Source organism: Paracoccus cavernae (genome assembly GCF_042430175.1).
In the GTDB taxonomy this organism is placed as follows: domain Bacteria; phylum Pseudomonadota; class Alphaproteobacteria; order Rhodobacterales; family Rhodobacteraceae; genus Paracoccus; species Paracoccus cavernae.
In genome coordinates this window covers 154234-178608 of the sequence record NZ_JBHMDZ010000005.1, presented here as the reverse complement: position 1 = coordinate 178608, position 24375 = coordinate 154234, and the positions used below count along the sequence as shown (strand labels likewise).

General features: G+C 62.8%; 18 protein-coding genes and 1 other RNA gene. 12 read left to right on the top strand and 7 right to left on the bottom strand.

Features of this window, described 5'->3' with window-relative positions:
• Positions 1 to 100: 100 nt before the first annotated feature.
• The 5 genes from ACFFUC_RS06290 to ACFFUC_RS06270 all read left to right on the top strand — a co-directional run bounded on the left by ACFFUC_RS06290 (position 101) and on the right by ACFFUC_RS06270 (position 7658).
• The gene (locus tag ACFFUC_RS06290) at positions 101 to 1237 is read left to right on the top strand and encodes a pyridoxal phosphate-dependent aminotransferase (protein ID WP_377684566.1); all 1137 of its coding nucleotides are present in this window, start codon (positions 101 to 103) and stop codon (positions 1235 to 1237) included.
• 101 nt (positions 1238 to 1338) lie between these two features.
• Positions 1339 to 2592: an N-acetylmuramoyl-L-alanine amidase gene (locus ACFFUC_RS06285; RefSeq protein ID WP_377684564.1), complete on the top strand. Its 1254-nt coding sequence runs from the start codon at positions 1339 to 1341 to the stop codon at positions 2590 to 2592.
• A 69-nt stretch (positions 2593 to 2661) separates the two neighbouring features.
• The gene (locus ACFFUC_RS06280) at positions 2662 to 5202 is read left to right on the top strand and encodes a penicillin-binding protein 1A (RefSeq protein WP_377684563.1); all 2541 of its coding nucleotides are present in this window, start codon (positions 2662 to 2664) and stop codon (positions 5200 to 5202) included.
• An 86-nt stretch (positions 5203 to 5288) separates the two neighbouring features.
• Positions 5289 to 6416, top strand: a complete 1128-nt coding sequence (prfB, locus tag ACFFUC_RS06275) for a peptide chain release factor 2 (RefSeq protein ID WP_377684561.1) — start codon at positions 5289 to 5291, stop codon at positions 6414 to 6416.
• 258 nt (positions 6417 to 6674) lie between these two features.
• Positions 6675 to 7658: a patatin-like phospholipase family protein gene (locus tag ACFFUC_RS06270; protein WP_377684559.1), complete on the top strand. Its 984-nt coding sequence runs from the start codon at positions 6675 to 6677 to the stop codon at positions 7656 to 7658.
• Positions 7659 to 7726: 68 nt separating this feature from the next.
• Here the strand turns inward: ACFFUC_RS06270 and ACFFUC_RS06265 are convergent, their stop codons facing one another.
• From ACFFUC_RS06265 to ACFFUC_RS06250, 4 genes are all read right to left on the bottom strand, one after another.
• Positions 7727 to 8644, bottom strand: coding sequence for a pseudouridine-5'-phosphate glycosidase (locus tag ACFFUC_RS06265; protein WP_377684558.1), 918 nt, complete (start codon positions 8642 to 8644; stop codon positions 7727 to 7729).
• Positions 8641 to 9552 carry a PfkB family carbohydrate kinase gene (locus ACFFUC_RS06260; protein WP_377684556.1) on the bottom strand — a complete coding sequence of 304 codons (912 nt, stop codon included), beginning with the start codon at positions 9550 to 9552 and terminating at the stop codon, positions 8641 to 8643. The genes ACFFUC_RS06265 and ACFFUC_RS06260 overlap by 4 nt, the downstream gene beginning before the upstream one ends.
• A 221-nt stretch (positions 9553 to 9773) precedes the next feature.
• Positions 9774 to 9870: signal recognition particle sRNA small type (ffs, locus tag ACFFUC_RS06255), an RNA gene on the bottom strand.
• A gap of 64 nt (positions 9871 to 9934) precedes the next feature.
• Complete coding sequence (locus tag ACFFUC_RS06250) at positions 9935 to 11716, bottom strand: 5'-nucleotidase C-terminal domain-containing protein (protein ID WP_377684553.1); 1782 nt, start codon at positions 11714 to 11716, stop codon at positions 9935 to 9937.
• Positions 11717 to 11977: 261 nt separating this feature from the next.
• Between ACFFUC_RS06250 and ACFFUC_RS06245 the strand changes: the two genes are divergently transcribed.
• On the top strand, positions 11978 to 12442 hold the full coding sequence (locus ACFFUC_RS06245) for an SRPBCC family protein (RefSeq protein ID WP_377684552.1): 465 nt from the start codon (positions 11978 to 11980) through the stop codon (positions 12440 to 12442).
• An 88-nt stretch (positions 12443 to 12530) separates the two neighbouring features.
• On the opposite strand, the gene ACFFUC_RS06240 is transcribed toward ACFFUC_RS06245, so the two are convergent.
• Positions 12531 to 13403, bottom strand: coding sequence for a prephenate dehydratase (locus ACFFUC_RS06240; RefSeq protein WP_377684550.1), 873 nt, complete (start codon positions 13401 to 13403; stop codon positions 12531 to 12533).
• A gap of 147 nt (positions 13404 to 13550) precedes the next feature.
• On the opposite strand from ACFFUC_RS06240, the gene ACFFUC_RS06235 reads away from it, so the two are divergent.
• From ACFFUC_RS06235 to ACFFUC_RS06210, 6 genes are all read left to right on the top strand, one after another.
• Complete coding sequence (locus tag ACFFUC_RS06235) at positions 13551 to 14081, top strand: c-type cytochrome (RefSeq protein WP_377684548.1); 531 nt, start codon at positions 13551 to 13553, stop codon at positions 14079 to 14081.
• A gap of 160 nt (positions 14082 to 14241) precedes the next feature.
• Positions 14242 to 16086, top strand: coding sequence for an extracellular solute-binding protein (locus tag ACFFUC_RS06230; protein ID WP_377684546.1), 1845 nt, complete (start codon positions 14242 to 14244; stop codon positions 16084 to 16086).
• A gap of 41 nt (positions 16087 to 16127) precedes the next feature.
• Complete coding sequence (locus tag ACFFUC_RS06225; protein WP_377684544.1) at positions 16128 to 17276, top strand: microcin C ABC transporter permease YejB; 1149 nt, start codon at positions 16128 to 16130, stop codon at positions 17274 to 17276.
• On the top strand, positions 17276 to 18379 hold the full coding sequence (locus tag ACFFUC_RS06220) for an ABC transporter permease (protein ID WP_377684542.1): 1104 nt from the start codon (positions 17276 to 17278) through the stop codon (positions 18377 to 18379). The genes ACFFUC_RS06225 and ACFFUC_RS06220 overlap by 1 nt, the downstream gene beginning before the upstream one ends.
• Positions 18376 to 19971, top strand: a complete 1596-nt coding sequence (locus ACFFUC_RS06215) for an ABC transporter ATP-binding protein (RefSeq protein WP_377684541.1) — start codon at positions 18376 to 18378, stop codon at positions 19969 to 19971. Before ACFFUC_RS06220 ends, ACFFUC_RS06215 begins: the two co-directional genes overlap by 4 nt.
• Complete coding sequence (locus ACFFUC_RS06210) at positions 19968 to 21209, top strand: glycosyltransferase (protein ID WP_377684539.1); 1242 nt, start codon at positions 19968 to 19970, stop codon at positions 21207 to 21209. Before ACFFUC_RS06215 ends, ACFFUC_RS06210 begins: the two co-directional genes overlap by 4 nt.
• A 75-nt stretch (positions 21210 to 21284) precedes the next feature.
• On the opposite strand, the gene gdhA is transcribed toward ACFFUC_RS06210, so the two are convergent.
• Positions 21285 to 22646, bottom strand: coding sequence for an NADP-specific glutamate dehydrogenase (gdhA, locus tag ACFFUC_RS06205; protein ID WP_377684537.1), 1362 nt, complete (start codon positions 22644 to 22646; stop codon positions 21285 to 21287).
• A gap of 351 nt (positions 22647 to 22997) precedes the next feature.
• The gene (locus ACFFUC_RS06200; protein ID WP_377684535.1) at positions 22998 to 24068 is read right to left on the bottom strand and encodes an alpha/beta fold hydrolase; all 1071 of its coding nucleotides are present in this window, start codon (positions 24066 to 24068) and stop codon (positions 22998 to 23000) included.
• Positions 24069 to 24375 lie beyond the last annotated feature (307 nt).

Sequence of the window (24375 nt, the reverse complement as noted above, 5' to 3'; positions counted from 1 at the left end):
GCAAAATGCCTGTCAAAGCGTTTGGTTTCAAGGACACCTCTGCGTGATTGCTTGACCCCGGGCACCGGGCTTGGGATAGGAAAGCAAAAGGGGACAGAGCATGAGACAATCGCAACGCGGGCAAGTCGACGCTTTCATCGTCATGGATGTCATGGAGGCTGCGCGTGCCGCCGAAGCCTCGGGGCGCTCGATCATCCATATGGAGGTGGGCCAGCCCTCCAGCGCGGCGCCCAAAGGTGCGCGCGAGGCGCTTGCGAAATCCATCGACGAGCCGCTCGGCTATACCGTGGCACTTGGTCTGCCCGCGCTGCGTCAGGGCATCGCCGATCTCTACAAGCGCTGGTATGGCGTCACGGTCGATCCGGCGCGCGTCGTTGTCACGCCGGGTTCTTCGGGCGCCTTCATCCTTGCTTTTTCAGCCCTTTTCGACGCAGGCGACAAGGTTGCCCTCGGCGAGCCCGGCTATCCGAGCTACCGCCAGATCCTGCGCGCCATGTCGGTCGAGCCGGTCGGAATTCCCACAAAGGCCGAGAACCGCTTCCAGCCGCAACCCGATGAAATCCCCGAGGGCGTGCAGGGCCTCATCCTCGCATCGCCGGGCAATCCTTCGGGCACGGTTCTGAGCCGTGACGAGCTTGCGGCGCTGACCAAACGCGCCTCGGAACTCGGAATCGCGGTGGTTTCGGACGAGATCTATCACGGGCTTGATTACGGCACGCGCTGCCATTCGGCGCTCGAAGTGACGGATGATGTTTTCGTCATCAATTCCTTCTCCAAATATTTCAGCATGACCGGCTGGCGTCTGGGCTGGATGATCGTTCCCGAGAGCCATATCCGCACGGTCGAGCGTATCGCGCAGAACATGTTCATCTGCCCGCCCCATGCCAGTCAGGTTGCGGCGCTCGCGGCCCTTGACTGCCACGAGGAGGCGCAGGCCAATCTTGCCGTCTATGCCGAGAACCGCCGCCTGATGCTCGAAGAGCTTCCCAAAGCCGGTTTCACCAAGATCGCGCCGCCCGAGGGGGCGTTCTACATCTATGCCGATGTCTCGGACCTGACCGACGACAGCCTCGCCTTTGCCGCCGAGATCCTCGAAAAGGCAGGGGTTGCGGTCACGCCGGGGCTCGATTTCGATCCGGTGCGCGGCGCGCGTTCGCTGCGCTTCAGCTATGCGCGCTCGACGCCCGAAATCGCCGAGGGGCTGGCGCGTCTGACCCGATTCATGGCCGGACGCTGAGGATGGTGCGCGCGCGCGGGCTGATCTTGGGGCTGATGCTGGGGTTGTTGACGGCCCCTGTTTCTGGTCGGCCAGCGTTCGCGCAAGAGGGCGCGGAGCAGGTGGCGGATACGGACCCCGCATTTGCCGCCCCCGAACAGCCCGCCACACCCGAAGTTCCGCGCTTGGGCGAACGCATGCTTCCTGCCGGCGCGACGGCGGCGCTTGATCCGGCGCGGACCACGATCAGCGCCGAAGGGCGCGACCGTGGTCGGCCGCGCCCGCTCGACATCCGTATCGCGACCAGCCATGCGGTGCCCTACCGCAGCTATTTTTTGGCCGAGCCGCCGCGGCTGATCATCGACTTCCGCCATCTCGATTTCGGGGAAAACCAGCCCGCGGCGATCGACGGTTCGGGCCTCGTGCCCGGTCTGCGCTGGGGCCGGTTCCGCGCCGGTTGGTCGCGGATGGTGATCGAGCTGGCCGGCCCCTATGCGATGCGCCGCTCGATCCAGACGCCCGAGGGTGCACAGGGTTCGGTGATTTCGATGCGGATCGAGCCGGTCAAGGACAAGGATTTCGAAGTGCAGCAGGATGCGCTTCTGGCGATGTGGGACCTGCCGCCGAGCACCGTTCCCGCCGCCAAGCCGCGTTCGGTTGCGGGTAGCGCCGAGCGTCCCCTGCGCGTTGCGGTCGATCCCGGACACGGCGGCATCGACCCCGGAGCACAGGTCGGCGCGATCAGCGAAGCGGCTGTCATGCTGGGCTTTGTCCACGAGCTTTCGGGCGTGCTGCGCGCGGCGGGCTATGAGGTCATTACCACCCGCGACGATGATTCCTTCGTCCCGCTCGAACGCCGCATGACCATCGCGCGCGCCCAAGGCGCCGATATTTTCCTGTCCTTTCATGCGGATGCCTTGCCCGAAGGTCAGGCAGCCGGTGCCACGATCTATGTCTGGAACAGCGAGGCCAATGACCGCGCCTCGCTCGAGCTGGCGACCCGCCATGATCGCGACGATATTTTGTCGGGCGTCGATCTGAGCGGGACCGATGACGAGGTGGCCGAAGTCCTCATGGATCTCGCACGGCTCGAAACCCATCCGCGCTCGCAGAATTTCGCGGGGATGCTGGCGTCGGAACTGTCGCGCTCGGGGTTCGATATGCATCGCCGTCCGGTGCGGGGCGCCGCGTTTTCGGTGTTGAAATCGCCCGATATTCCCTCGGTCCTGATCGAGCTGGGCTTTCTGACCGACCCGTCCGACCGCGCCAATCTCTTTGATCCCGAATGGCGCGCGAATATGGCCCGCTCCATTACCAAATCGATCGGCGTATGGACGCAGGACGAGGCGGCGCGGGCAGAGCTTTTGCGAAAATGATACAAGCTTGTTTTGACGCCCCCAAAAGCCGCGTCTATAGAGACGCACGCAAAACCTGAGGCTGGCACGGTGTTTCGTTTTCTCCTGAACTTTTTCGGCGCGATCTTTTCCTGGGTCGTGACCGCGGCAGCCTTCATCGCCCTGACCGTGGGCGGTGTGCTGTGGATCTATTCGCGCGACCTGCCCAGCCACGAGCAGCTTGCCCAATACAGCCCCAAGACCACCAGCCGGATCTATTCGGGCGAGGGCCGGCTCATCGACGAATTCGCCGAAGAGCGCCGGATTTTCGTTCCGATCGACGAGATCCCGCCGCTGGTGAAGGAAGCTTTCATCTCGGCCGAGGACAAGAATTTCTACACCCACCCCGGCTATGACCTGCGCGGCATGGCCGGTGCGGTGGTGCAGGGCCTGCGCTCGGGCGGGCAGATGCGCGGCGCTTCGACCATTACCCAGCAGGTGATGAAGAACTTCCTGCTGTCCTCGGACCGCAGCGTCGAGCGCAAGATCAAGGAGCTGATCCTCGCGACCCGTCTCGAGACCTCGCTGAGCAAGGACCAGATCCTCGAGCTTTACCTCAACGAGATTTTCCTTGGCCAGAACAGCTTTGGCGTGGCTGCGGCCTCGCTGACCTATTTCAACAAGGCGCTGACCGATCTGACCCCGCACGAGGCCGCGACCCTCGCCGCCATGCCGCAGGCACCGGGTCGCTACCACCCCGTGCGCGCCAAGGAGCGCGTGACCGAACGGCGCAACTATGTCCTGCGCGAGATGTGGCAGAACGGTTATATCGATCAGGCCACCTACGAGAGCGAGCGCGAATTGCCGCTGCGCTCGGTCCAGAACGGCGATTTCCCCTCCTTTGCGCAATCGCTGCCGCCGCGCGACTATTTCACCGACGAAATCCGCCGCCAGCTTTCGCGCGAATTCGGCGAAGAGGAGTTCTTCGGCGGCGGCCTCTCGATCCGCTCGACCGCCGATCCGCAATTGCAGGTCGTGGCCTCCAAGGCGTTGCAAAAGGCGCTCGAGCAATATGACCGCAGCCGCGGTGTGTGGCGCGGCACCCGCCAGACCATCGCAGCCGAACATCTGGGCAGCGAGCAGGCCTGGCGCGCGGCGCTGAGCGATGCCGAAGTGCCGCGCGATATCGTCGGCTGGTCGCCCGCCGTCGTTCTCGAACTGACGCAAAGCGATGCCCGCATCGGCATCGAAGGCGTGGAGAACGACGAGGACGGCCATTGGATCCCCGCCAAGGATGTCCAATGGGCGCGCAAACGTCTGGCCGACGGCAAGCTTGGCCCCAAGGCCCGCGTCGCCTCGGATCTGGTCGATGTCGGCGATGTCGTTCTGGTGCGCCAGATGACCAGCGACAGCGACGGCAGCTTCATCCGCTGGACCCTGCGGCAGGTGCCCGAGGTTCAGGGCGGCTTCATGGCGATGGACGTCAATACCGGCCGCGTTCTGGCGATGCAGGGCGGCTTCTCCTATCAGTCCTCGGTCTTCAACCGCGCGACGCAGGCGCAGCGCCAGCCCGGTTCGAGCTTCAAGCCCTTCGTCTATGCCGCGGCACTCGACGGCGGCTATACGCCCGCGACCATCATCGTCGACGAGCCGATCGTGGTGAATACGCCGCAGGGCCTGTGGACGCCCAAGAACTCCAGCGGCCGTTTCTATGGCCCGACGCCGATGCGTACCGGCATCGAGCAGTCGCGCAACCTGATGACCATCCGCATCGCCGAGAATATCGGCATGGATACGGTCGCGAAATATGCCCATGATTTCGGGATCTACGACAAGCTGAGCCCCTTCCTCGCCAATAGCCTCGGCGCGCAGGAGACGACCCTGTTCAAGATGGTCGCGGCCTATGCGATGCTTGCGAACGGCGGCGAGCGCGTGGAGCCCACGCTGGTCGACCGCGTGCAGGACCGCCGCGGCCGCACGATCTACCGCCACGACCGCCGCCTTTGCGACACCTGCGACCAGACCGTCTGGCCGGCAGGGACGGGGCCGGTCTTCACCTCGGACCGCGAGCGGGTGATCGACGCGATCACCGCCTATCAGATCACTTCGATGATGGAAGGCGTGGTCAAGCGCGGTTCGGGTCGAGGCGTGAACCTTTCGGTGCCGATCGCGGGCAAAACCGGCACCACCAACGATGCCAAAGACGTCTGGTTCATCGGCTATTCCTCGAATATCGTCGCGGGCTGCTATCTGGGCTACGACAATCCGCGCTCGCTTGGCGGCAATGCCTTTGGCGGCACGCTCTGCGTTCCGGTCTTTCAGGAGTTCATGCAGCAGGCGATCAAGGAATATGGCGGCACGGCCTTTCAGGTGCCGCCGGGCGGCCATTTCGTCAACATCGACCGCTTTACCGGCGCGCGTCTGGGTCCGAATGCCAAGGGCGACAATGTCATCGCCGAATATTTCCGCGACGGGTCGGAGAACAACAACCTGATGATCGACGGCGGTTGGGACCGCGTCGATCCCGATACGCTGCCGCTTTACTCGATGGGCGACGGCGGCGGGCAGGCGGTGACGACCTCGACCGGCCAGAAGAAAGTCATCCCGAAGAAGGCCGATTTCGGCACTCTCTCTTCGGGCGGATTGTACTGATCTTCCTTTCCTGTTGCGCGGTCAGGTTCTTGCTCCTGCCGCGCACGCAGGTTATCTGCTTTGTCTGACTTACAAGGACGAAACCCATGCGTGCCGAAATTCTGGCCACAATCGACACGATCCGCAAATCGCTCAAGCTTCTGGCGCAGCGTCTGGATTGGGAAACCGCACCGCATCGCCTCGAAGAAATGAACGCGATGATCGAGGACGGTGATCTGTGGTCCGATCCGGCACGGGCGCAAAAGCTGATGCGCGACCGCCAGATGCTCTCGGATGCGATCGGCACCTACCAGCTGATCGAGAGCGGTCTGAAGGACAATGTCGATCTGATCGAGCTGGGCGAGGCCGAGGGCGATCAGGAGATCGTCACCGAGGCCGAAGAAGCCCTGAAGGCGCTGGCCAAACTTGCCGCCCAGAAAGAGCTCGAGGCGCTTTTGAACGGCGAGGCCGACGGCAACGACACCTTCCTCGAAATCAACGCGGGCGCGGGCGGGACCGAAAGTGCCGATTGGGCCTCGATCCTTGCGCGGATGTATGTGCGTTGGGCCGAGAAAAAGGGTTATGACGTCGAGCTGCAATCGGAAACGCCGGGCGAAGAGGCGGGGATCCGCAGCGCCGCCTACAAGATCTCGGGTCCGAATGCCTACGGCTGGCTCAAGTCTGAATCGGGCGTCCACCGTCTGGTGCGCATCTCGCCCTATGACAGCGCGGCGCGGCGCCACACCTCCTTCAGCTCGGTCTGGGTCTATCCGGTCGTCGACGACAATATCGAGATCGTCATCCCCGACAACGAGATCCGCATCGACACCTATCGGTCCTCGGGCGCGGGCGGTCAGCACGTCAACACCACCGACTCGGCCGTGCGGATCACCCACATTCCGACCGGTATCGTCGTGACCTCTTCGGAAAAGTCGCAGCACCAGAACCGCGCCAACGCAATGGCCGCGCTGAAATCGCGCCTCTACCAGATGGAACTCGACAAGCGCAACGCCGAGATCAACGCCCAGCACGCCGCAAAGGGCGATGCGGGTTGGGGCAACCAGATCCGCTCCTATGTGCTTCACCCTTACCAGATGGTGAAGGATCTGCGCACCAACCACGAAACCTCGGATACGCAAGGCGTGCTCGACGGCGATCTCGACGCATTCATGGCGGCGACTTTGGCGATGGATGTCGCCGGCAAATCGCGCGCCGAGGCGAATGCCGACGATTGATCCTCTGACGAGTCAAGGCAAAAGGATTTCGGGGCCGGACTGTCGCAGTCCGGCCTTTTGCTTGTCTTTTCCATGCTTTGACGTCGCGGCCTTTCGGGCCGATCACGCCGATAAGTGCGATTGACCTGCGGCTTCGGGGTTACGCCGCGCGGCGAAGGGGCTATGCTGCAGCTGCATTGGCGACAGGGACGGCATCATGGCGAAACGGATCAATCTCGCGCTCCAGGGCGGCGGGCGCATGGCGCTTTCGCTTGGGGGGTGCTGGACCGGCTGCTCGAAGACGACGGGATCGAGATCGCGGCGATCAGCGGCACATCGGCGGGCGCGCTGAACGGGGCCGCGCTCAAGGCCGGTCTGGCTTGCGCCGAGGGCGCCGAGGGCAGGCGGGCCGCCAAGGAGAACCTCGCCTATGTCTGGGCGCGGGTCGGCGAAGTCAGCGACAATCCTTTTCTGCGTTGGCTTCATGCGATGATGCCGGTGCCGCGTCCGATGCAAAGGCTCACCGACCTGTTCTCGCCGGTGGCCTGGCTTGAAGGGGTGACGCGTCTGGTCAGCCCCTACGATCTCGGCCCGTTCTACACCAATCCGCTCGCCGCGATCATTCGCGAGATGCCCCATCCCGATCTGAAGCGCGATGGCGGGCCGCAGCTTTTCATGACCGCCACCAATGTCCGCACCGGCCGGATCCGCGTCTTCGGCGATCACGAGATCACGCCCGAGACGATCATGGCGTCGGCATGCCTTCCGACCGTCTTCAAGGCGGTCGAGATCGAGGACCCGAAAACCGGCCAGATGGAGGCCTATTGGGATGGCGGCTACAGCGGCAATCCGGCGCTGTTTCCCCTTTATGATCAAAAACTTCCGCGCGATATCGTCGTGGTGAACATCAACCCGATGCGCCGCGAGGCCCTGCCGATCTCGCCGACCGAGATTCAGGACCGCATCAACGAGATCAGTTTCAACGCCTCGCTCTTGGGAGAGCTTCGCGCGATCATGTTCGTGAAACGTCTTTCCGAGGAGGGGCGTCTGGTCGGGCGGCCGATGAAGAACGTGCTGACGCACAAGATCAACGACGACCAGCTGATGAACGACATGCGCGCCTCGACCAAGATGATCCCGGGGCCCGGCATGTTGGCCCGGCTCCGGACGGCGGGGCGCGCAGCGGCCGATGGTTTCATCAAGAGCCATCTCGACGATATCGGCAATCGCGACAGTTGGGATCTCTCAAAAGCTTTCGCGTGATTTCAAATGGAAAGCGGCCGGATCTGATGTGATCCGGCCGCCTTTTCCACCATTCTGCCTGACTGGGCTCAGGCGGCATGCGCCGCTGCAATCGCGGCGGCAAGGCGCGCGTTGTTGAGGACGAGCGCGATATTGGCATCGAGCGAGCGGCCCTCGGTCAGCTCGAAAATGCGCTGGAGCAGGAAAGGCGTCACCGCCTTGGCCGAAATCTGACGGCTCTCGGCTTCTTCCAGCGCCTGTTCGACTACGGGGATCATCGTGCTGCGCGGGATTTCGGCATCGAACGGGATCGGGTTCACGACCAGCTGGCCACCCGTCAGTCCGAGGGTCCGGCGCATTTCGGCCGCGGCGGCGATCTGCGCGGCATCATCCATGCGCAACGGTGCGGCGAGGCCCGAATCGCGCGACCAGAAAGCGGGCAGGGCGTCCTGACCGAAGGCGATGACCGGCACGCCGAGCGTTTCCAGCACTTCGAGCGTTTTGGGCAGATCGAGGATCGCCTTCGCGCCCGCAGCCACCACCGTGACCGGCGTCAGCGAAAGCTCCTGCAGGTCGGCCGAGATGTCGAAGCTGCTTTCCGCCCCGCGATGGACGCCGCCGATTCCGCCGGTTGCAAAGACGCGGATGCCGGCAAGGGCCGCACAGATCATCGTCGCCGCCACCGTGGTCGCGCCGGTGCGGCCCTGAACGAGGCAGGCCGACAAATCGGCGCGCGAGAGCTTCATGACCTCTTCCGGCGGCGTTTCGGCAAGGGTCTGCAGTTGTGCGTCGTCGAGCCCGATATGGATCCGCCCCGCCATTACGGCGATGGTTGCGGGGATCGCCCCCGAGGCGCGCACCACGGCCTCGACCTCGCGCGCAACCTCGAGGTTTTGCGGATAGGGCATGCCGTGGGTGATGATCGTCGATTCCAGCGCGACGATCGGCTGGCCTTTGGCTTTGGCTGCGCTGACCTCGGCGGAGAAGGTCAAAGGAAGCTGGGTCATTGGATGTCCTTTCCAGAGACATAAGAGGAGACGGCCGCAAGGGCCGAAGCAAGGGCGGCTTCGCGTTCGAGACCGGAGAGGCGGGCCTCTAGATGGGCGGAAAGCAGGAAGTCGCCCGCTCCGGTCACGCGGGTGACGTCAAGCGGAGGCGGTGTCAAAACAAGGGTGGGCGCGCTGCTGATCGCTTCGGCCAGCGGATGGGGACCGTCGGTGACGATGACGCGGGCGGCACCTGCGGCAAGGATGGCCTCGGCGGCCTCGGCCGCAGTCGCGAGCGGGCGTCCGGCCAGAACCTCGGCCTCGCGGCGGTTGAGATAGAAGCTGGTCTTTGGCCGGTGCAAAAGGCTCTCCAGCCGTGCAGCCTTGGCTGGGCTGGCGGGGACCAGCACGAGTTCGGCCGCATTGAGGCAGGGATCGCTTTGGAACTGCGCGATGATCTCGGGCGCGAGATTGCTGTCGAGGATGATCATTCCCGCCCACGGGTGCGCCGCATCCCCCAGCCTGCCGTCCCGCAACGGGGCGAGAATGGCCGCACCCGCCGCTTCGAGCGCGCGGGCATCGGCGACCGAGGCGAGCATCTGCGCGCCGGCCTCGATCGCCATATAGATATCGGTACCGTGGCTCTTGCTGCGGTGTAGCATGGCGCTGTCGACGCCGCGCGTCTCGGCCAGATCCGCCAGCGCCGCGCCGGATGCATCGCTTCCGATCGAGGACAGCATCACGGGCCGGAAGCCGCGCGTGGCCAAAGCCAAAGCGATATTGAATGCCACGCCGCCCGGCCTTTGCTCGACCCGCCCCGGCACATCGTCGCCCGGACCGAGCGGGGTCGAACTGCGTCCGATAATGTCCCAAAGCATGGCACCGATACAGACAAGTCCGGCGGAAGCTGTGGTCTCGGAGGCGGGCATGAAAAGGTCCATAACAGCGCAGATAAGCCGCCTTCATGGCACGAGCCACGGGCGCTGTCGATGAAAGAACGCGGGGCGAGGGGCGGTGACTTTGGGTCAGATCCGCGGGGAACGGTGGGTCCGCGCAAGGCTTTGGCCGCAAAAGTCGGGGGATTTCACACGCAGCAAGCAGTTGTGACAGCCAGAAGGCGGTCCCGATTTCATCTGTTTGTGGTGGAAAGGGTGAGAGGCTGGACAGCGACCCAAACGGGATTCGTTACGGCTGCTTCCTTCCGGACCTGACCGAGTTGGCGAAGCGCTTGCCCGCGCCAACCTCTCGAGGGGTAGATAGAACGCCGGCGCGACAGATGCAAGCCCCTGCGCGATGTGAATGAAATGGTGCTTAAAAATGAATGCGGAGGCGCAAAAAACCCTCGGGCGAGAGGCCGAGATCCTCGGGGCGAAAGCCCGCAATCGCCGAGAGATCACGCCCCGCATCGGGCGCCGTTTCGAAAATCGCGCTGCGCCCCTGTGCGGGTCTGAAGCGAAAGCCGCTGGCGGCAGGCGGTTCGACACGGCGGCAATGGGTGACATAGCGGCGCAACACGTCGCGGGCGCGGGTGCCGTCGTCCAGCGCGACCTCTCTGCCGGTGGTGAGGCCCGCGAAAAGGCCGGTCTCGGACTGGCGGTAGCTGTTGGTGACCAGAATGAAGCTGTCGTCCGGCGCGACTTTGCGGCCGTAGTGACGGATGTCGGAAATGCGGCGGGCATCGGGGGCGGCGAGGGTGCCGTTGGCCTTGTGGCGTGCGGGTTGCGCCAGATCGATCTCCCAACCGAGCCCGTCGATCGCGTCGAAATTATAGCTCGGGAAATCGGGGTCGATCAGAAGCTGGTCGGGCCGGTCCGGCAGGATCTGGCGGAAGGCCGAGGCGGAGCGCTCAAGCCATTGGGCGAGGTCGCGGCCACTGAGCTTTAGCGCCACGAGACGATTCGGATAGGGGTAGAGTTCCGAGAGGTGCTGGAGGTTCAGCGGGCCGGGCGGAATCGCGGTATAATGGCAGGGACCGCTGCGCCCTCCGGCGCGGGAGGGCGTTACCGTCGCCAGAATCGGAAGGTTCTGCCAGCGTGTGCCGCGCAGCGCATGTTTGACATGCCAGCGCTGCGACATCGACACCAGCCTTTGCCCTGCATCATGGCCGAGCAGCGCGAAACGGCTGTCGAGCGCGACATCGCTGCGCGCGACCTTGCGTTCGAAATGGCGCCGCGTCGCGGCCTGAACCGGACGCACGATCGCGGCAACGCCGGCATGGGGTGGCGCCGAAAGCGCGCTTTGCACCGCGCTATGTCCGCTTTCGACCCGCCAGCCGCGCGTGGAGCAGGGCGAAAGCACCAGCCGGATCACGCCGAGATGCGAGCCCCAGAAACCGGCCATGACGGCGGGCTTTTGTGCCAAAGTGCCCGCGGTCGGGTCGATGCCGGGTTGGACGGGAAAGTCGGGCGCGGGAAAGACCAGATGGGTATGGCCCGCGATCACCGCATCGACGCCCTGCAGAGCGGCCAAAGCGGTTGCGCCGTTTTCCATTCCGCGCCGGTAATCGCCGGAATCGATGCCGCTATGGGCGAGAAGGATGACCGCATGAGCCCCCTCGAAGCGCAGCGCCGAGACCTCTTCGCCCACGGCCTCCGCCATATCGCGAACCGACATGAAGCTTTGAAGCGAGCGGTCCCAGCAAGGTGTTTGCGGCGGCAAAAGTCCAATAACGCCGATTCTCACCAAATGATTGCGCCCGTCGCGATCACTGAACTCGCGGTTCAAAAGAATGCTGGGGCGAATTCGCTCGGGCCGCTCCATGGACAAATTGGCGGAAGACACCGAAAAGTGAGCTTTACGGAGAACTTTACGCAAAAAGTCGCCACCGAAAGCGAAGTCGTGGTTCCCCAGAGTTATTGCATCATAACCGACGAGATTCATTGCCGCGATCGCGGGGTGGAGAAAATCGGGCTTGCGCGCGGCGCTCTCGGCAAGGAAGTCGGCGAGCGGCGTGCCCTGAAGAAAGTCGCCATTGTCGAAAAGAAGCGTGTTTTTGCAGGCTTTCCGCTGGTTTTCGATGGCGGTCGCTACGCGGGCAAGGCTGGGCAATGGTCCCTGCCGCCCGCCGTCCTCTTCCTCGTGAAAGAGGTTCATATGCAGGTCCGTCGTGGCAAGGATTTGCAAATCAATCCGCGCCGGATGGGAATTGTCTGGCATTCCGCTTTGCACCGCTCAATTACAGGTTGTAGAGTGGCGGGACTATTCCGGCTGTGCAAGTCGTGATCGCATGGGATAGTTACTCGATTTAGAATGACGAACTGGTCCAGCTGTGCCGGAATCGCGAATGCGGGATAAAACCCGATCCGTTTCGTGACCGGAATTGCGGCCAGGCTTAGCTTTTTAGGATTGCTCCGAATGAAATTTTCGACACGTCAGGATACAGAGCTGGCAGCAGAACAGCTCTTCAACGTCGTGAGCGATTTTGACAGAATCGAACGCATCATGCTTCGGCGTGGTGCCGAGGTTCGCCGTATTGATCCCGCGCGCGAGCCGGGGGCCGGAATGGCATGGCAGATCGGTTTTGACTGGCGCGGCAAAAGGCGCGAGCTGCGGCTGGATGTGACGCGGTTCGACCGGCCCGAGCTGATCCAGCTCGAGGGGCTCTCGGACATGTTCGAAGTTTCGATCGATGTCGCGATCATTGCTTTGACGCGCAACAAGTCGCGGATGACGCTGACGGTCGATCTGCGGCCGCGCTCGATGCGGGCCCGTCTGCTGTTGCAGACCGCCAAGCTGGGCAAAGGTCAGCTTGACCGCAAGTTCCAAAGCCGCGTGGCGGAGTTTCTGGGCTATATGACCCAGTATTCGGCCGCCGCCTGAGGCGCGCCGCGCTCGACCCGAAATCCATGCGAAAAAGGCTGCCGGAATGTCCTCCGGCAGCCTTTTTCTTTTGTGAGATGGTGCGGCCTTACTCGGATCGTGTGGCCTTTTGACGCACGCGCAGCGGGTCGGCGGGATAGACGCCGAGAATCGACAGGCTCGAAGTGAAATAATCCAGCTCTTCGAGCGCACGGGCGACCGAGGGATCTTCGGGATGGCCCTCGATATCGGCATAGAATTGCGTCGCGGTGAAGCTGCCGTTGACCATATAGCTTTCGAGTTTGGTCATGTTCACGCCATTGGTCGCGAAACCGCCCATCGCCTTGTAAAGCGCCGCCGGAAGGTTGCGGACGCGGAAGACGAAGCTCGTCATCATCAAGTCGCCGCCTTCGGAATTGGCGCGGCGCTTGCGGTCGGGCTCGCGCGACATCACCAGAAAGCGGGTCGTATTGTTCTTGAGATCCTCGATCTCGTCGGCGAGCGAATCCAGCCCGTAGATCTCGCCCGCGATCGGGGAGGCAAGGGCTGCAAGCGCCGGCTCCTGCCGTTTGGCGACCTCCATCGCGGATCCTGCGGTATCGGTGCCGGTTACCGGCAAGATCCCGTGTTCGCGCATGAATTTGCGGCACTGGCCCAAAAGGACCGTATGGCTCATGGCCTCGCGGATGTCGCCGAGCTTGGTGCCGGGCAGGCCGAGCAGGCTGATATGGACGCGCACGAAGGCCTCGTCGATGATATGGAGGCCGCTCGCGGGAAGCAGGTGGTGGATGTCGGCGACGCGGCCATAGGTCGAGTTCTCGATCGGCAGCATGGCGAGTTCGGCCTTGTTGTCGCGTACCGCCTCGATCACCTCTTCAAAGCTGCGGCAGGGCAGGACATCCATGCCCGGCCGCGACTGGCGGCAAGCCTCGTGGCTGTAAGCGCCCAGTTCACCTTGAAAGGCGATTACGTTCTTTGTCATAGCCTCGTCCTCCGCGGCACGTGACCGGCCTGCATCATGCCGTCCGATTTGCATTTCGGATGCGAGATCTATACCTTGAACCGGTGGAACAAAAGCGGATAGATACAGCGCAATTCCACGGACAGACCGCACAGGGGACCCGCAGACATGTTCAATACCATGACCCTCACCAAAGCGGCTGGGGCAATTATCGCTCCGCTGCTGCTCATCATGCTGGTATCATGGGGTGCCTCGAGCCTTTTCGGCGTCGGTGAGGGCGGCCACGGCGAAGAGAGCGCACAGGCCTATACGATCCCGGTCGCCGATGCCGGCGGTGATGCCGACGCGGCCGCGGATGCGGGCCCCGACTTTGCAACCGTCTATGCTTCGGCTGATGCGGCTGCCGGCGAAAAAGGCTTCAGCAAGTGCAAAGCCTGCCACAAGATCGATGGTTCGGACAGCATCGGCCCGCACCTGAACGGTGTTGTCGGCCGCGCCGTCGCAAGCGATGCCGCTTTTGCCTATTCGGACGGCATGAAAGCCCATGCAACCGAGGATCCGACCTGGACCCCCGAGGCGCTCGAGCACTTCCTTCTGAACCCGAAAGCCGCTGTCAAAGGCACCAAAATGTCCTTTGCCGGTCTGCCGAAGGTCGAAGACCGCGCCAATCTGATCGCTTACCTCGCGACGCTCCAGTAAGAAACGCATGGCCCGACAGGGCCGAGCAGACTGCCACTGTGCATGTGAAGCGGCGCCGGAGATTTCTCCGGCGCCTTTTTCATTCACGCAATTGCTTGTTGAACACCCGCCCGCGGCTGTTACCCTGTGGCCATCGATATTTTTCCGGATCGGACCCTTGATGCGCCAGTCTTTTCTGCTTGCCCCCGTTGCCTTCATCCTCGGACTGGTTCCGGCCTTCGCCCAGCAGCAAGAGACGATAAAAGCGCATGGTATCGCCACATTCGGCGAGCCCGCTTTGCCCGCCGATTTCAAACATCTGCGCTACGTCAATCCCGATGCGCCCAAGGGCGGCGAGATATCGCAATCCGCGATCGGGGGCTTCGACAGCTACAACCCCTTCACCCATCGCGGGCGCGCGAATTTCATGTCGGTGATGATGCTCGAACGCATTATGGAGGATGTCGCCGACGAGCAGGGCAGCTCTTACTGCCTGCTTTGCGAAACCATCGAATATCCCGAAAGCCGCGATTGGGTGATCTTCCACCTGCGCCCCGAGGCGAAGTTCTCGGACGGTACGCCGCTGACCGCCAATGACGTGCGTTTCTCGTTCGAGCTTTTGCGCGACAAGGGGCTGTCCTCCTACCGCACCGCGATCGCGAAAATGGTCGAGAAGGTCGAGGTGATCGACGAGCAGACCATCAAATTCAGCTTCGCCGCCGATTACCCGCGCCGCGACGTGATCCAGCAGGTCGGCTCGCAGATCGTCTTTTCCGAGGCCGATTTCGCCGCCAACAACCGCGATATCGAGCAGACCGGCACTTCGGCTTTCCTCGGCTCCGGTCCCTATGTCTTCGACCGCGCGGAAATGGGGCGCTCGATGGTGATGCGCCGCAATCCCGATTACTGGGGCAAGGATCTGCCGATCAATGTCGGGCGGCACAATTTCGACACGGTCCGGCTCGAGTATTTCGGCGATTACGACAGCGCCTTCGAGGCCTTCAAGGCGGGCGTCTATACGTTCCGCAACGAGGCCTCCTCGATCCATTGGGCGACGCGCTACGACTTTCCGGCAGTGACCAACGGCACGATCAAGCGCGATACCCCGCCCAATGGCGATATTGCTTCGGGTCAGGCTTGGGTGTTCAACCTGCGGCGCGAAAAGTTTCAAGACATCCGCGTGCGTCAGGCCGTGGGCATGATGTTCAACTTCGAATGGTCGAACGAGACGTTGTTCTACAACCTCAACAAGCGCGTGAACTCCTTCTGGGACAACAGCGATCTTGCCGCCAGCGGAACCCCTTCGGGCGCTGAGCTCGCGCTGCTCGAACCTTTGGCCGCCGATCTGCCCGAAGGCATCCTGACCGAGGAGGCCGTCGTTCAGCCGGTCTCCGGCAAGACCCAGCTTGACCGCAAGAACCTGCGCGCGGCCTCGAAACTGCTGGATGATGCGGGCTGGATCACCGGCAGCGACGGGATGCGGCGCAACGACAAGGGCGAGACGCTGAAGATCGAGATCCTCAACGACAACCAGAGCTTCGACCGTGTGATCAACCCCTTCGTGCAGAACCTCCGCGCTTTGGGCGTCGATGCGGTCAATGCGCGGATCGACGACGCGGAAATGACGACGCGGACGCGCTCTTTCGATTTCGACATGGTGACCGACCAGCTTGGGCAAGGTTACTACATCGGCGGCGGCACGGGGCAGTACTTCGGCTCGGAAGGGGTGGGCGATGTCTTCAACGTGGCGGGGGTCGCCAATCCGGCGATCGATGCGCTGATCGAAAAGGGCATTGCGACCGAAGACGGCGAAGAGATGACCACCATCATCCACGCTCTCGACCGCAGCCTGCGCGCCCTGCGTTTCTGGGTGCCGCAATGGTACAAGGCCGACTACACCCTGGCCTATTACGACGTCTTCAGCCGCCCCGAAACTCTGCCGCCCTATGCCCTCGGAGAGCTTGATTTCTGGTGGTATGACGCGGATAAAGCGGAAAACCTCAAGAAATCGGGCGCGTTGCGCTAAGCGCGACGGGCGAAAAGAACAAGACGGGGATACAGGCGGACATGCTGGCCTATCTGTCGCGGCGTCTGCTGCTGGTCATACCAACGTTGATCGGCATCATGCTGGTCAACTTCACGCTGACGCAATTCGTGCCGGGCGGGCCGATCGAGCAGGTCATCGCCCGCGTTCAGGGCGAGGGCGACGCCTTCCGCAATATCTCGGGCGGGGGCGATACCAGCGGGCAATCCGCACAATCCGAGCAATATGCGGGTGCGCGCGGCCTGCCGCCGGAGATGCTCGACCAGCTCGAGATCCAGATGGGCTTTGCCAAGATCACCTGCACGGCGGGTTTTCAGGGTACGCCCGATCTGAAAGCACCCGAATGCAGCAAGGAAAAGATCGGCGCGACCGAGCGTTTCCTGATCATGATGGGCAATTACCTGCGCCTCGATTTCGGGACGAGCTTCTTCCGCTCGATCTCGGTGGTCGATCTCGTTCTCGAAAAAATGCCGGTCTCGATCACGCTCGGCCTGTGGTCGACGCTGCTGGCCTATCTCATCTCGATCCCACTGGGGATCCGCAAGGCGGTGCACGCAGGGACCCCCTTCGATACCTGGACCTCGGGGTTGATCATCATCGGCTATGCCATTCCGGCCTTCCTGTTCGGCGTGCTTCTGATGGTGCTTTTCGCGGGTGGATCCTACTGGAAAATCTTTCCTTTGCGTGGACTTACCAGCGACAACTTCAGTGATCTCTCGCTTGTGGGCAAGATCGGCGATTACCTGTGGCACATTACCTTGCCGGTGGTCGCCACCACGATTTCCAGCTTCGCCACGCTGACGCTTCTGACCAAGAACAGCTTCCTCGACGAAATCAACAAGCAATATGTCATGACCGCCCGCGCCAAGGGCCTGCCCGAGCGGCGCGTGCTTTACGGCCATGTCTTCCGCAATGCGATGCTGATCGTGATCGCGGGCTTTCCGGCCTTGTTCCTGAGCGTCTTCTTCGGCTCTTCGATCCTGATCGAGACGATCTTCTCGCTCGACGGGCTCGGGCGTCTGGGCTTCGAGGCCGCCGTCCAGCGCGACTATCCGGTGATCTTCGGCACGCTTTTCGTCTTTGGCCTGATGGGGCTTTTGATCGGGATCCTGTCCGATCTGATGTATGTGCTGGTCGATCCGCGCATCGATTTCGACAAGAGGGCCGGCTGATGGCGATTTCCGAACTCAATCGCCGCAGGCTGCGCAGCTTCCGGCGCAATTCCCGCGCTTTCTGGTCGCTGGTGATCTTCACCGTGCTTTTCGTGCTGTCGCTCTTTGCCGAGCTGATCGCGAACGACAAGCCGATCCTGATGCGCTATCGCGGCGAATTCTATATGCCGGTCTACCAGTTCTACTCCGAGAAGACCTTTGGCGGCGATTTCGGCACCGAGGCGATCTATACCGATCCGGGCGTGCAATGCCTGATCAAGACCGGCGGGCGCGAGGAATGCTGGGATGATCCCGAGGCCGTCATGATCGAGGCCGAAAGCGGCATGGTCGGAGGCGAGCCCGTCGAGGCGGGCTGGATGATCTGGCCGATCATTCCCTATAACTACCAGACCATCAGCAGCGTGGGCACCGCGCCGAGCGCGCCCGATGCCGCGCATTGGCTGGGCACCGACGATACCGCCCGCGACGTGCTGGCACGGATCATCTACGGCTTTCGGCTCTCGATCATCTTCACTCTGGTGGTGACGATTGTCTCTTCGGTGATCGGGATCGCGGCGGGGGCCGTGCAGGGATATTTCGGCGGCCGTGTCGATCTCGTTCTTCAGAGATTGCTTGAGATATGGTCGTCAACCCCTTCTCTTTATGTGATTATCATCATGTTCGCGATCCTTGGCCGCAGCTTCTGGCTGTTGGTCGCGCTCTCGATCCTTTTCGGCTGGCCCGCGCTTGTGGGCGTTGTGCGCGCCGAATTCCTGCGGGCGCGTAACTTCGAATATGTCCGTGCCGCCCGCGCTTTGGGCGTCAGTGACCGCGTCATCATGTTCCGCCACATTCTGCCCAATGCGATGGTCGCGACCCTGACCATGCTGCCCTTCGTCGTGACCGGCGCGATTTCCAGCCTCGCCGCGCTCGACTATCTCGGCTACGGCCTGCCCGCCTCGGCACCCTCGCTCGGCGAGCTGGCGCTTCAGGCCAAGCAGAATCTTCAGGCACCCTGGCTCGCGTTTACCGCATTTTTTACTTTCGCGATCATGCTCTCGTTGTTGATCTTCATCTTCGAGGGTGTGCGTGACGCGTTTGATCCGAGAAAGACATTCAAATGAGCGCCGTTCTTCAGGTCTCGGACCTGCGCATCAGCTTTCGTCAGGACGGCAAGGTCGTGCCTGCGGTCAAAGGCGTCAGCTTCGCGGTCGGGGCGGGTGAAACCGTGGCGCTGGTCGGTGAATCGGGGTCGGGCAAATCGGTAACCGCGCTGAGTACCGTGCGGCTTCTGGGCGATGCCGCACAGGTCGAGGGCAGCGTGACCTACAAGGGGCGCGAGCTAGTCGGCGCCCCCGAGGCGGAGCTGCGTCAGGTCCGCGGCAACGACATCAGTTTCATCTTTCAGGAGCCGATGACCTCGCTCAACCCGTTGCAAACCTTGGAAAAGCAGCTTGGCGAAAGCCTCGCGCTACATCAGGGGCTCAGCGGTGCGGCAGCGCGCGCGCGCATTGTCGAATTGCTCGACAAGGTGGGGATCCGCGATTCCGAGAGCCGCCTTTCGGATTATCCGCACCAGTTTTCTGGCGGCCAGCGCCAGCGCATCATGATCGCGATGGCGCTTGCCAACGGGCCGGAGCTGCTGATCGCCGACGAGCCGACAACCGCGCTCGACGTGACCATTCAGGCCCAGATCATGGACCTTCTGGCCGAACTCAAGCGCAGCGAGGGGCTGTCGATGCTGTTCATCAGCCATGACCTCGGTCTCGTTCGCCGCATTGCGGATCGGGTCTGCGTGATGAAGGATGGCGAAATCGTCGAACAGGGGCCTGCCGAACAGGTCTTTGCCAATCCGCAGCACGACTATACCCGCAAACTTCTGGCCGCCGAGCCGGTCGGACGGGCGGAGCCGATCGCCGCCGATGCGCCCGAATATCTCGCGCTGCGCGATCTCAAAGTCTGGTTTCCGGTCAAACGCGGGCTTTTGCGCCGGACCGTCGGCCATATCAAGGCGGTCAACGGCGCAAGCCTGACCGTCCATGCGGGCGAGACATTGGGGATCGTCGGCGAATCCGGCTCGGGCAAGACCACTTTGGCGCTGGCTCTGATGCGGCTGATCGAAAGCGACGGGCCGATCATCTATATGGGCCGCGACATAAGCACTTTGCCCGCGCGCCAGATGCGCCAGCTTCGCCGCGACATGCAGATCGTCTTTCAGGACCCCTTCGGCAGCCTCTCGCCGCGAATGACGGTCGAGCAGATCATCGCCGAGGGGCTGGGCGTCCACGGCGTCGATCCGGGCCGCAACCGTCGCGATATGGTCGCCGAAATCATGGGCGAGGTCGGCCTTAATCCCGAGGCGATGCACCGCTACCCCCATGAATTCTCGGGCGGGCAACGCCAGCGGATCGCGATCGCGCGGGCGATGATCCTGCGGCCCAAGCTGGTGGTTCTGGACGAGCCGACCTCGGCACTGGATATGACGGTTCAGGTCCAGATTGTCGAACTGCTGCGCAATCTGCAGAAGAAACACGGGCTGGCCTTTGTTTTCATCAGCCACGACCTGCGCGTCGTGCGCGCCATGGCCCATAAGATCATGGTCATGCGCGCGGGCGAGGTGGTCGAGCAGGGGCCGACGGCAGCCATATTCGACGCGCCGCGCGCCGAATATACCCGCAACCTCATGGACGCCGCTTTCCGGGACCACCGCGCATGAAAATCCTCTTTGTCCACCAGAACTTTCCCGGCCAGTTCCTGCAGCTCGCTCCGGCAATGGCGGCGCGCGGCCATCAGGTGCTGGCTCTGACCGACGAAAAGAACAACCGCCCCTCGAAGGTCGAGGTCATGCGCTACAAAACCCCGGTCGAGATGGACCGCAAACCGGCCGGTCTTGCGCGGGCCTATGCCGAATATACCGAACGGGGCTGGATGGCGGCTCGCGGCTGCCGCGCCCTGCGCGACCAGCACAGTTACACGCCGGATGTGATTTTCGGTCATTCCGGCTGGGGCGAGACCCTGTTTCTCAAGGAGGTTTGGCCCGAGGCCAAGCTGCTCGTCTATGCCGAGTTGCTGTACCAGACCAGCGGGCATGATGTCGGCTTCGATCCTGAAATCAGCACCGGCACGCTGGAATCGCGGGTGACGACCGTCGCGCGCTCGGCCCATCTCATTCAGGGGCTGGTGCAGGCCGATGCGGGGCTGGCCCCGACCGAATATCAGGCGGGCACCTTCCCGCCGGAACTGCGCAACAAGCTGACCGTGATCCATGACGGGATCGACACCGACAAGGTCAAGCCGGCGAAGGATGCATGGCTGCGGCTGCCCGACGGGCGCGAACTGCGCGAGGGTGACGAGGTGATCAGCTTCGTTTCGCGCTCGCTCGAACCCTACCGCGGCTTCATGCATTTCATGCGGGCATTGCCCGAGGTCATGCGCGCGCGGCCGAATGCCCAGGTGGTGATCGTCGGGGCCGAGGGCGTGAGCTACGGTGCGCCGCCCCCGGATGGCGGGAGCTGGAAGGCCAAGATCCTGACGGAGCTCGAGGGACAGCTCGATCTTTCGCGGATCCATTTCCTCGGCCGTGTGCCCTATGACGCCTATCTCGCGCTGCTGCAATTGACGCGGGTCCATTGCTATCTGACGGTCCCCTTCGTTCTCAGCTGGTCCCTGACCGAGGCGATGGCGGCTGGCTGTCTGATTGTGGGCTCGGATACCGAACCGGTGCGCGAGCTGATCAAGGACGGCGAGAATGGCCGTCTGGTACCCTACTTCGACCGCGAGGCACTGGAGAAGGCGTTGATCCGCGCCCTCGAAGGTGATCCCGATGCGGCGCGCCTCAAGGCTGCTGCGCGAGCGACCATCGTTCGGGACTACGACTTCCAAAGCAAGACCTTGCCGCGGATGGTCGAATGGGTCGAAAGCTTCGGGCCGCAAACAGGCGGGGACGCAGGCTGATATCGGGCGCAAGCCGCGCGACATGAAAAAGGGGGCCGGATGATCCGGCCCCCTTTCGTCAAGGTGCTAAAGCGATCAGATGACGCCGAAAGCGCGCATCGGTTCGGCGACGCGGATGAAGCCCGCGATATTGGCGCCGATGACATAGTCGCCCGGTGCGCCGAACTCGTCGGCGGTCGAGTAGCAGCTGTCGTGGATGTCGCGCATGATCGTGGCCAGACGGGCCTCGGTCTTCTCGAAGGTCCATTTGTCGCGCGAGGCGTTTTGCTGCATTTCCAGCGCCGAAGTCGCAACACCGCCTGCGTTCGCGGCTTTGCCGGGACCGAATTTGACGTTGTTTTGCTGGAAGATGCGGATCGCCTCGGGGGTGCAGGGCATGTTCGCGCCTTCACCGACCGCCTGAACGCCGTTCTTCACCAGCTTCTTCGCGTCTTTGCCGGTCAGCTCGTTTTGCGTCGCCGAAGGCATCGCAACCTCGCAGGGAACATCCCAGATCGAGCCGTCGCTGGCTTTGACAAAGTACACGCCTTTGCCTTCGCCTTTGATGCGCGCATATTCGGAAATCCGGCCGCGACGGACCTCTTTGATTTCCTTGACCAGGGCGAGATCGATGCCGTTTTCGTCGACGATATAGCCCGAGCTATCCGAGCAGGCGATGACCTTTCCGCCGAATTCCTGCACTTTTTCAATCGTGTAGACAGCGACATTGCCCGAGCCCGAAACCACGACGGTCTTGCCGTCGAAGTCGCTGCCGTCGGTCTGCAACATGGCGCGGGTAAAATAGGTATTGCCGTAGCCGGTGGCTTCCTTGCGTGCGAGCGAGCCGCCGTAGAAGAGGCCCTTGCCGGTCAGAACACCCGCCTCGTAGCGGTTGGTCAGGCGCTTGTACTGGCCGAACATATAGCCGATCTCGCGTGCGCCGACACCGATGTCGCCGGCCGGAACGTCGGTATACTCGCCCAGATGGCGGTACAGCTCGGTCATGAAGCTCTGGCAGAAGCGCATGATTTCGCCGTCCGAACGACCTTTGGGATCGAAGTCCGAGCCGCCCTTGCCGCCGCCGATCGGCAGGCCGGTCAGCGCGTTCTTGAAGATCTGCTCGAAGCCGAGGAATTTGATGATGCCCACGTTGACCGAAGGGTGGAACCGCAGGCCGCCCTTGTAGGGGCCCATCGCCGAGGAGAACTGGACGCGGAAGCCACGGTTGATGTGGACTTTGCCTTTGTCGTCGGTCCACGGCACGCGGAAGATGATCTGACGCTCGGGTTCGCAGATCCGCTCGATCAGTGCATCTTCAAGATAGTCGGGTCGCTTCGCGACGACTCGGCCGAGGCTTTCGAGGACTTCACGCACCGCTTGGTGGAACTCGGGCTCGCCGGCGTTGCGCCGTACGACCTCGTCGAAAATTGGTTCGAGCTTGTCGTCGAGAATGGTCAATATGTTCTCCTTTAGCGCCCTGGTGTTTAAGAAAGTTGCGTCAGCGCTAGCGCTGATAGACCAATCGCAAAGCAACATAAAGGTGCAAAGAACGAGAAATTGCCCTGCGATTTGCATAAAAATGATGATGCATTATGCAGCGCCGCGCAAAAATCGGACAGTGGTATGATGGTCGAGCCGTGCGTGGACGCGAGCAAAGGCCGCGCGCATGGAATAAACGGCGTGGTGCCGGAGGCACCGGACGACTTCGGGCGCAGGTCTCTCGGGTGACCAAACGGGGCGCATGTCGCTTCTTGGCGTGTATGCGGGCCGCCCCGCTGATCGCGGGACGGTCCGGTTCATGGCTGGGCCTTATTCCGCCGGATGCCAGGCGCAGATCCCGAGCTTTTCGCTTGGCGTCACATCGGCGGCGGGGACCAGCGCGCTCTCACCTTCGCGGCAGACGACGGTATGATCGCCGTATCCGGCCATATCGGCGAGGATCTGGTCCCAATGGCGGTATTGGACCGTGTGGCCCTCGTCTGGGTAAAGCGTTGCGCGGGCGATGTTGGGCAGGGCCTCCTGCCATTGACGCATCTCTTCGGGCGTCACGGCTTTGTCCGCGTCGCCGTAATAGAGATAGGTGGGGGCAGTGATTTTTGCCGCATCGACCACGGCATTCCCGCCGCAGATCAGGAGCCGCTCGTGCGCAAGCGCGGCCGCGCCCTCGTTCGCGCCGTCGATGTAGAACGAGCGCGTCGCATCGGCATAGGCCCGCGTCTGCCAGCCCGGCACCACAAGGACAGGCGAGCCCGGCACCGCCCACCATTCCTTGGGGCTGAGCACGGCTTTCTCGCTCGAGGCTTTGACTTCCGCGGGATCGCTCGCACAGGCTTTGGGATCGCTGCGCGTCGGCAGCGTGCGCGCCACAGCCGCGCCGAGATGGAGCGAGATCACCCGATCGGGGACCGCCGCCGCAAGATGGGCGGCATAGGCTCCGCCGCCCGAAATTGCCATGACCGCGAAACGCTCGACGCCGAGATGGGCCAGAACCGCGAGGATTTCCGCGTTGTAGTCGCCATAGCCGAGCGCCGGGTCAAAGGCGGATTCGCCAAAGCCGTTGCGTTCGACCGAGATCACACGCAAGCCCAGAGCCTCGCGGCTGCTGCGGGCGAATTCCGTGAGCTGGAAGGCCTCGAGGCTGGTTCCGGCCCCGCCGATGAAGACAACGACGCGGCCGTCGCGCGGGCCCTCGTCGATATAGAAGATCGCGCGACCGTTCTGGTCGAGCTGATGGACCTCGGCTCCGATCGGATCGAAGTTGTTTTGCAAGGTGATTTCACCTGCCGGTTTGGGCGGCTCTTGCGCGAAAAGCGGTTGGACCGCGAGCAGGGGGGCGAGGGTGCTGGCGGCAATGAGGAGGGGGCGAACGAATGTCTGCATCTGCACTTCCGGATCAAAGGGTTGCGTGAAAACGGCTGGCGGATCGGCGCGGGCAAAGGGTCTCGGGCGGCCTGTCGGAACCGGCAGGCGGGCTTTGGGTCAAAGCTTTGATGTCATGGGATCTTTGTGACGCGTCTGGTTTGATTATTCGGGATGCGGTCTGCGCGGGATATGCGGTTTCCGCCGAATTTTTTGCCGATCCGGACAATCTGGAACGTAAAAACAAAAAGGCCGCCCGATCGGGGCGGCCTGCTTTGCTCTTGGTCCGCGCTCCGACGCGAATGGCGCGAGACGCTTGCGCGCGGCT

Coding starts and splice junctions, on each gene's coding strand:
- ACFFUC_RS06290 (WP_377684566.1), top strand. CDS start 101: ATGAGACAATCGCAACGCGGGCAAGTCGACGCTTTCATCGTCATGGAT.
- prfB (WP_377684561.1), top strand. CDS start 5,289: ATGCGTGCCGAAATTCTGGCCACAATCGACACGATCCGCAAATCGCTC.
- ACFFUC_RS06265 (WP_377684558.1), bottom strand. CDS start 8,644: ATGACCCAGCTTCCTTTGACCTTCTCCGCCGAGGTCAGCGCAGCCAAA.
- ACFFUC_RS06260 (WP_377684556.1), bottom strand. CDS start 9,552: ATGCCCGCCTCCGAGACCACAGCTTCCGCCGGACTTGTCTGTATCGGT.
- ACFFUC_RS06250 (WP_377684553.1), bottom strand. CDS start 11,716: ATGAACCTCTTTCACGAGGAAGAGGACGGCGGGCGGCAGGGACCATTG.
- ACFFUC_RS06245 (WP_377684552.1), top strand. CDS start 11,978: ATGAAATTTTCGACACGTCAGGATACAGAGCTGGCAGCAGAACAGCTC.
- ACFFUC_RS06240 (WP_377684550.1), bottom strand. CDS start 13,403: ATGACAAAGAACGTAATCGCCTTTCAAGGTGAACTGGGCGCTTACAGC.
- ACFFUC_RS06235 (WP_377684548.1), top strand. CDS start 13,551: ATGTTCAATACCATGACCCTCACCAAAGCGGCTGGGGCAATTATCGCT.
- ACFFUC_RS06230 (WP_377684546.1), top strand. CDS start 14,242: ATGCGCCAGTCTTTTCTGCTTGCCCCCGTTGCCTTCATCCTCGGACTG.
- ACFFUC_RS06225 (WP_377684544.1), top strand. CDS start 16,128: ATGCTGGCCTATCTGTCGCGGCGTCTGCTGCTGGTCATACCAACGTTG.
- ACFFUC_RS06220 (WP_377684542.1), top strand. CDS start 17,276: ATGGCGATTTCCGAACTCAATCGCCGCAGGCTGCGCAGCTTCCGGCGC.
- ACFFUC_RS06215 (WP_377684541.1), top strand. CDS start 18,376: ATGAGCGCCGTTCTTCAGGTCTCGGACCTGCGCATCAGCTTTCGTCAG.
- ACFFUC_RS06210 (WP_377684539.1), top strand. CDS start 19,968: ATGAAAATCCTCTTTGTCCACCAGAACTTTCCCGGCCAGTTCCTGCAG.
- ACFFUC_RS06200 (WP_377684535.1), bottom strand. CDS start 24,068: ATGCAGACATTCGTTCGCCCCCTCCTCATTGCCGCCAGCACCCTCGCC.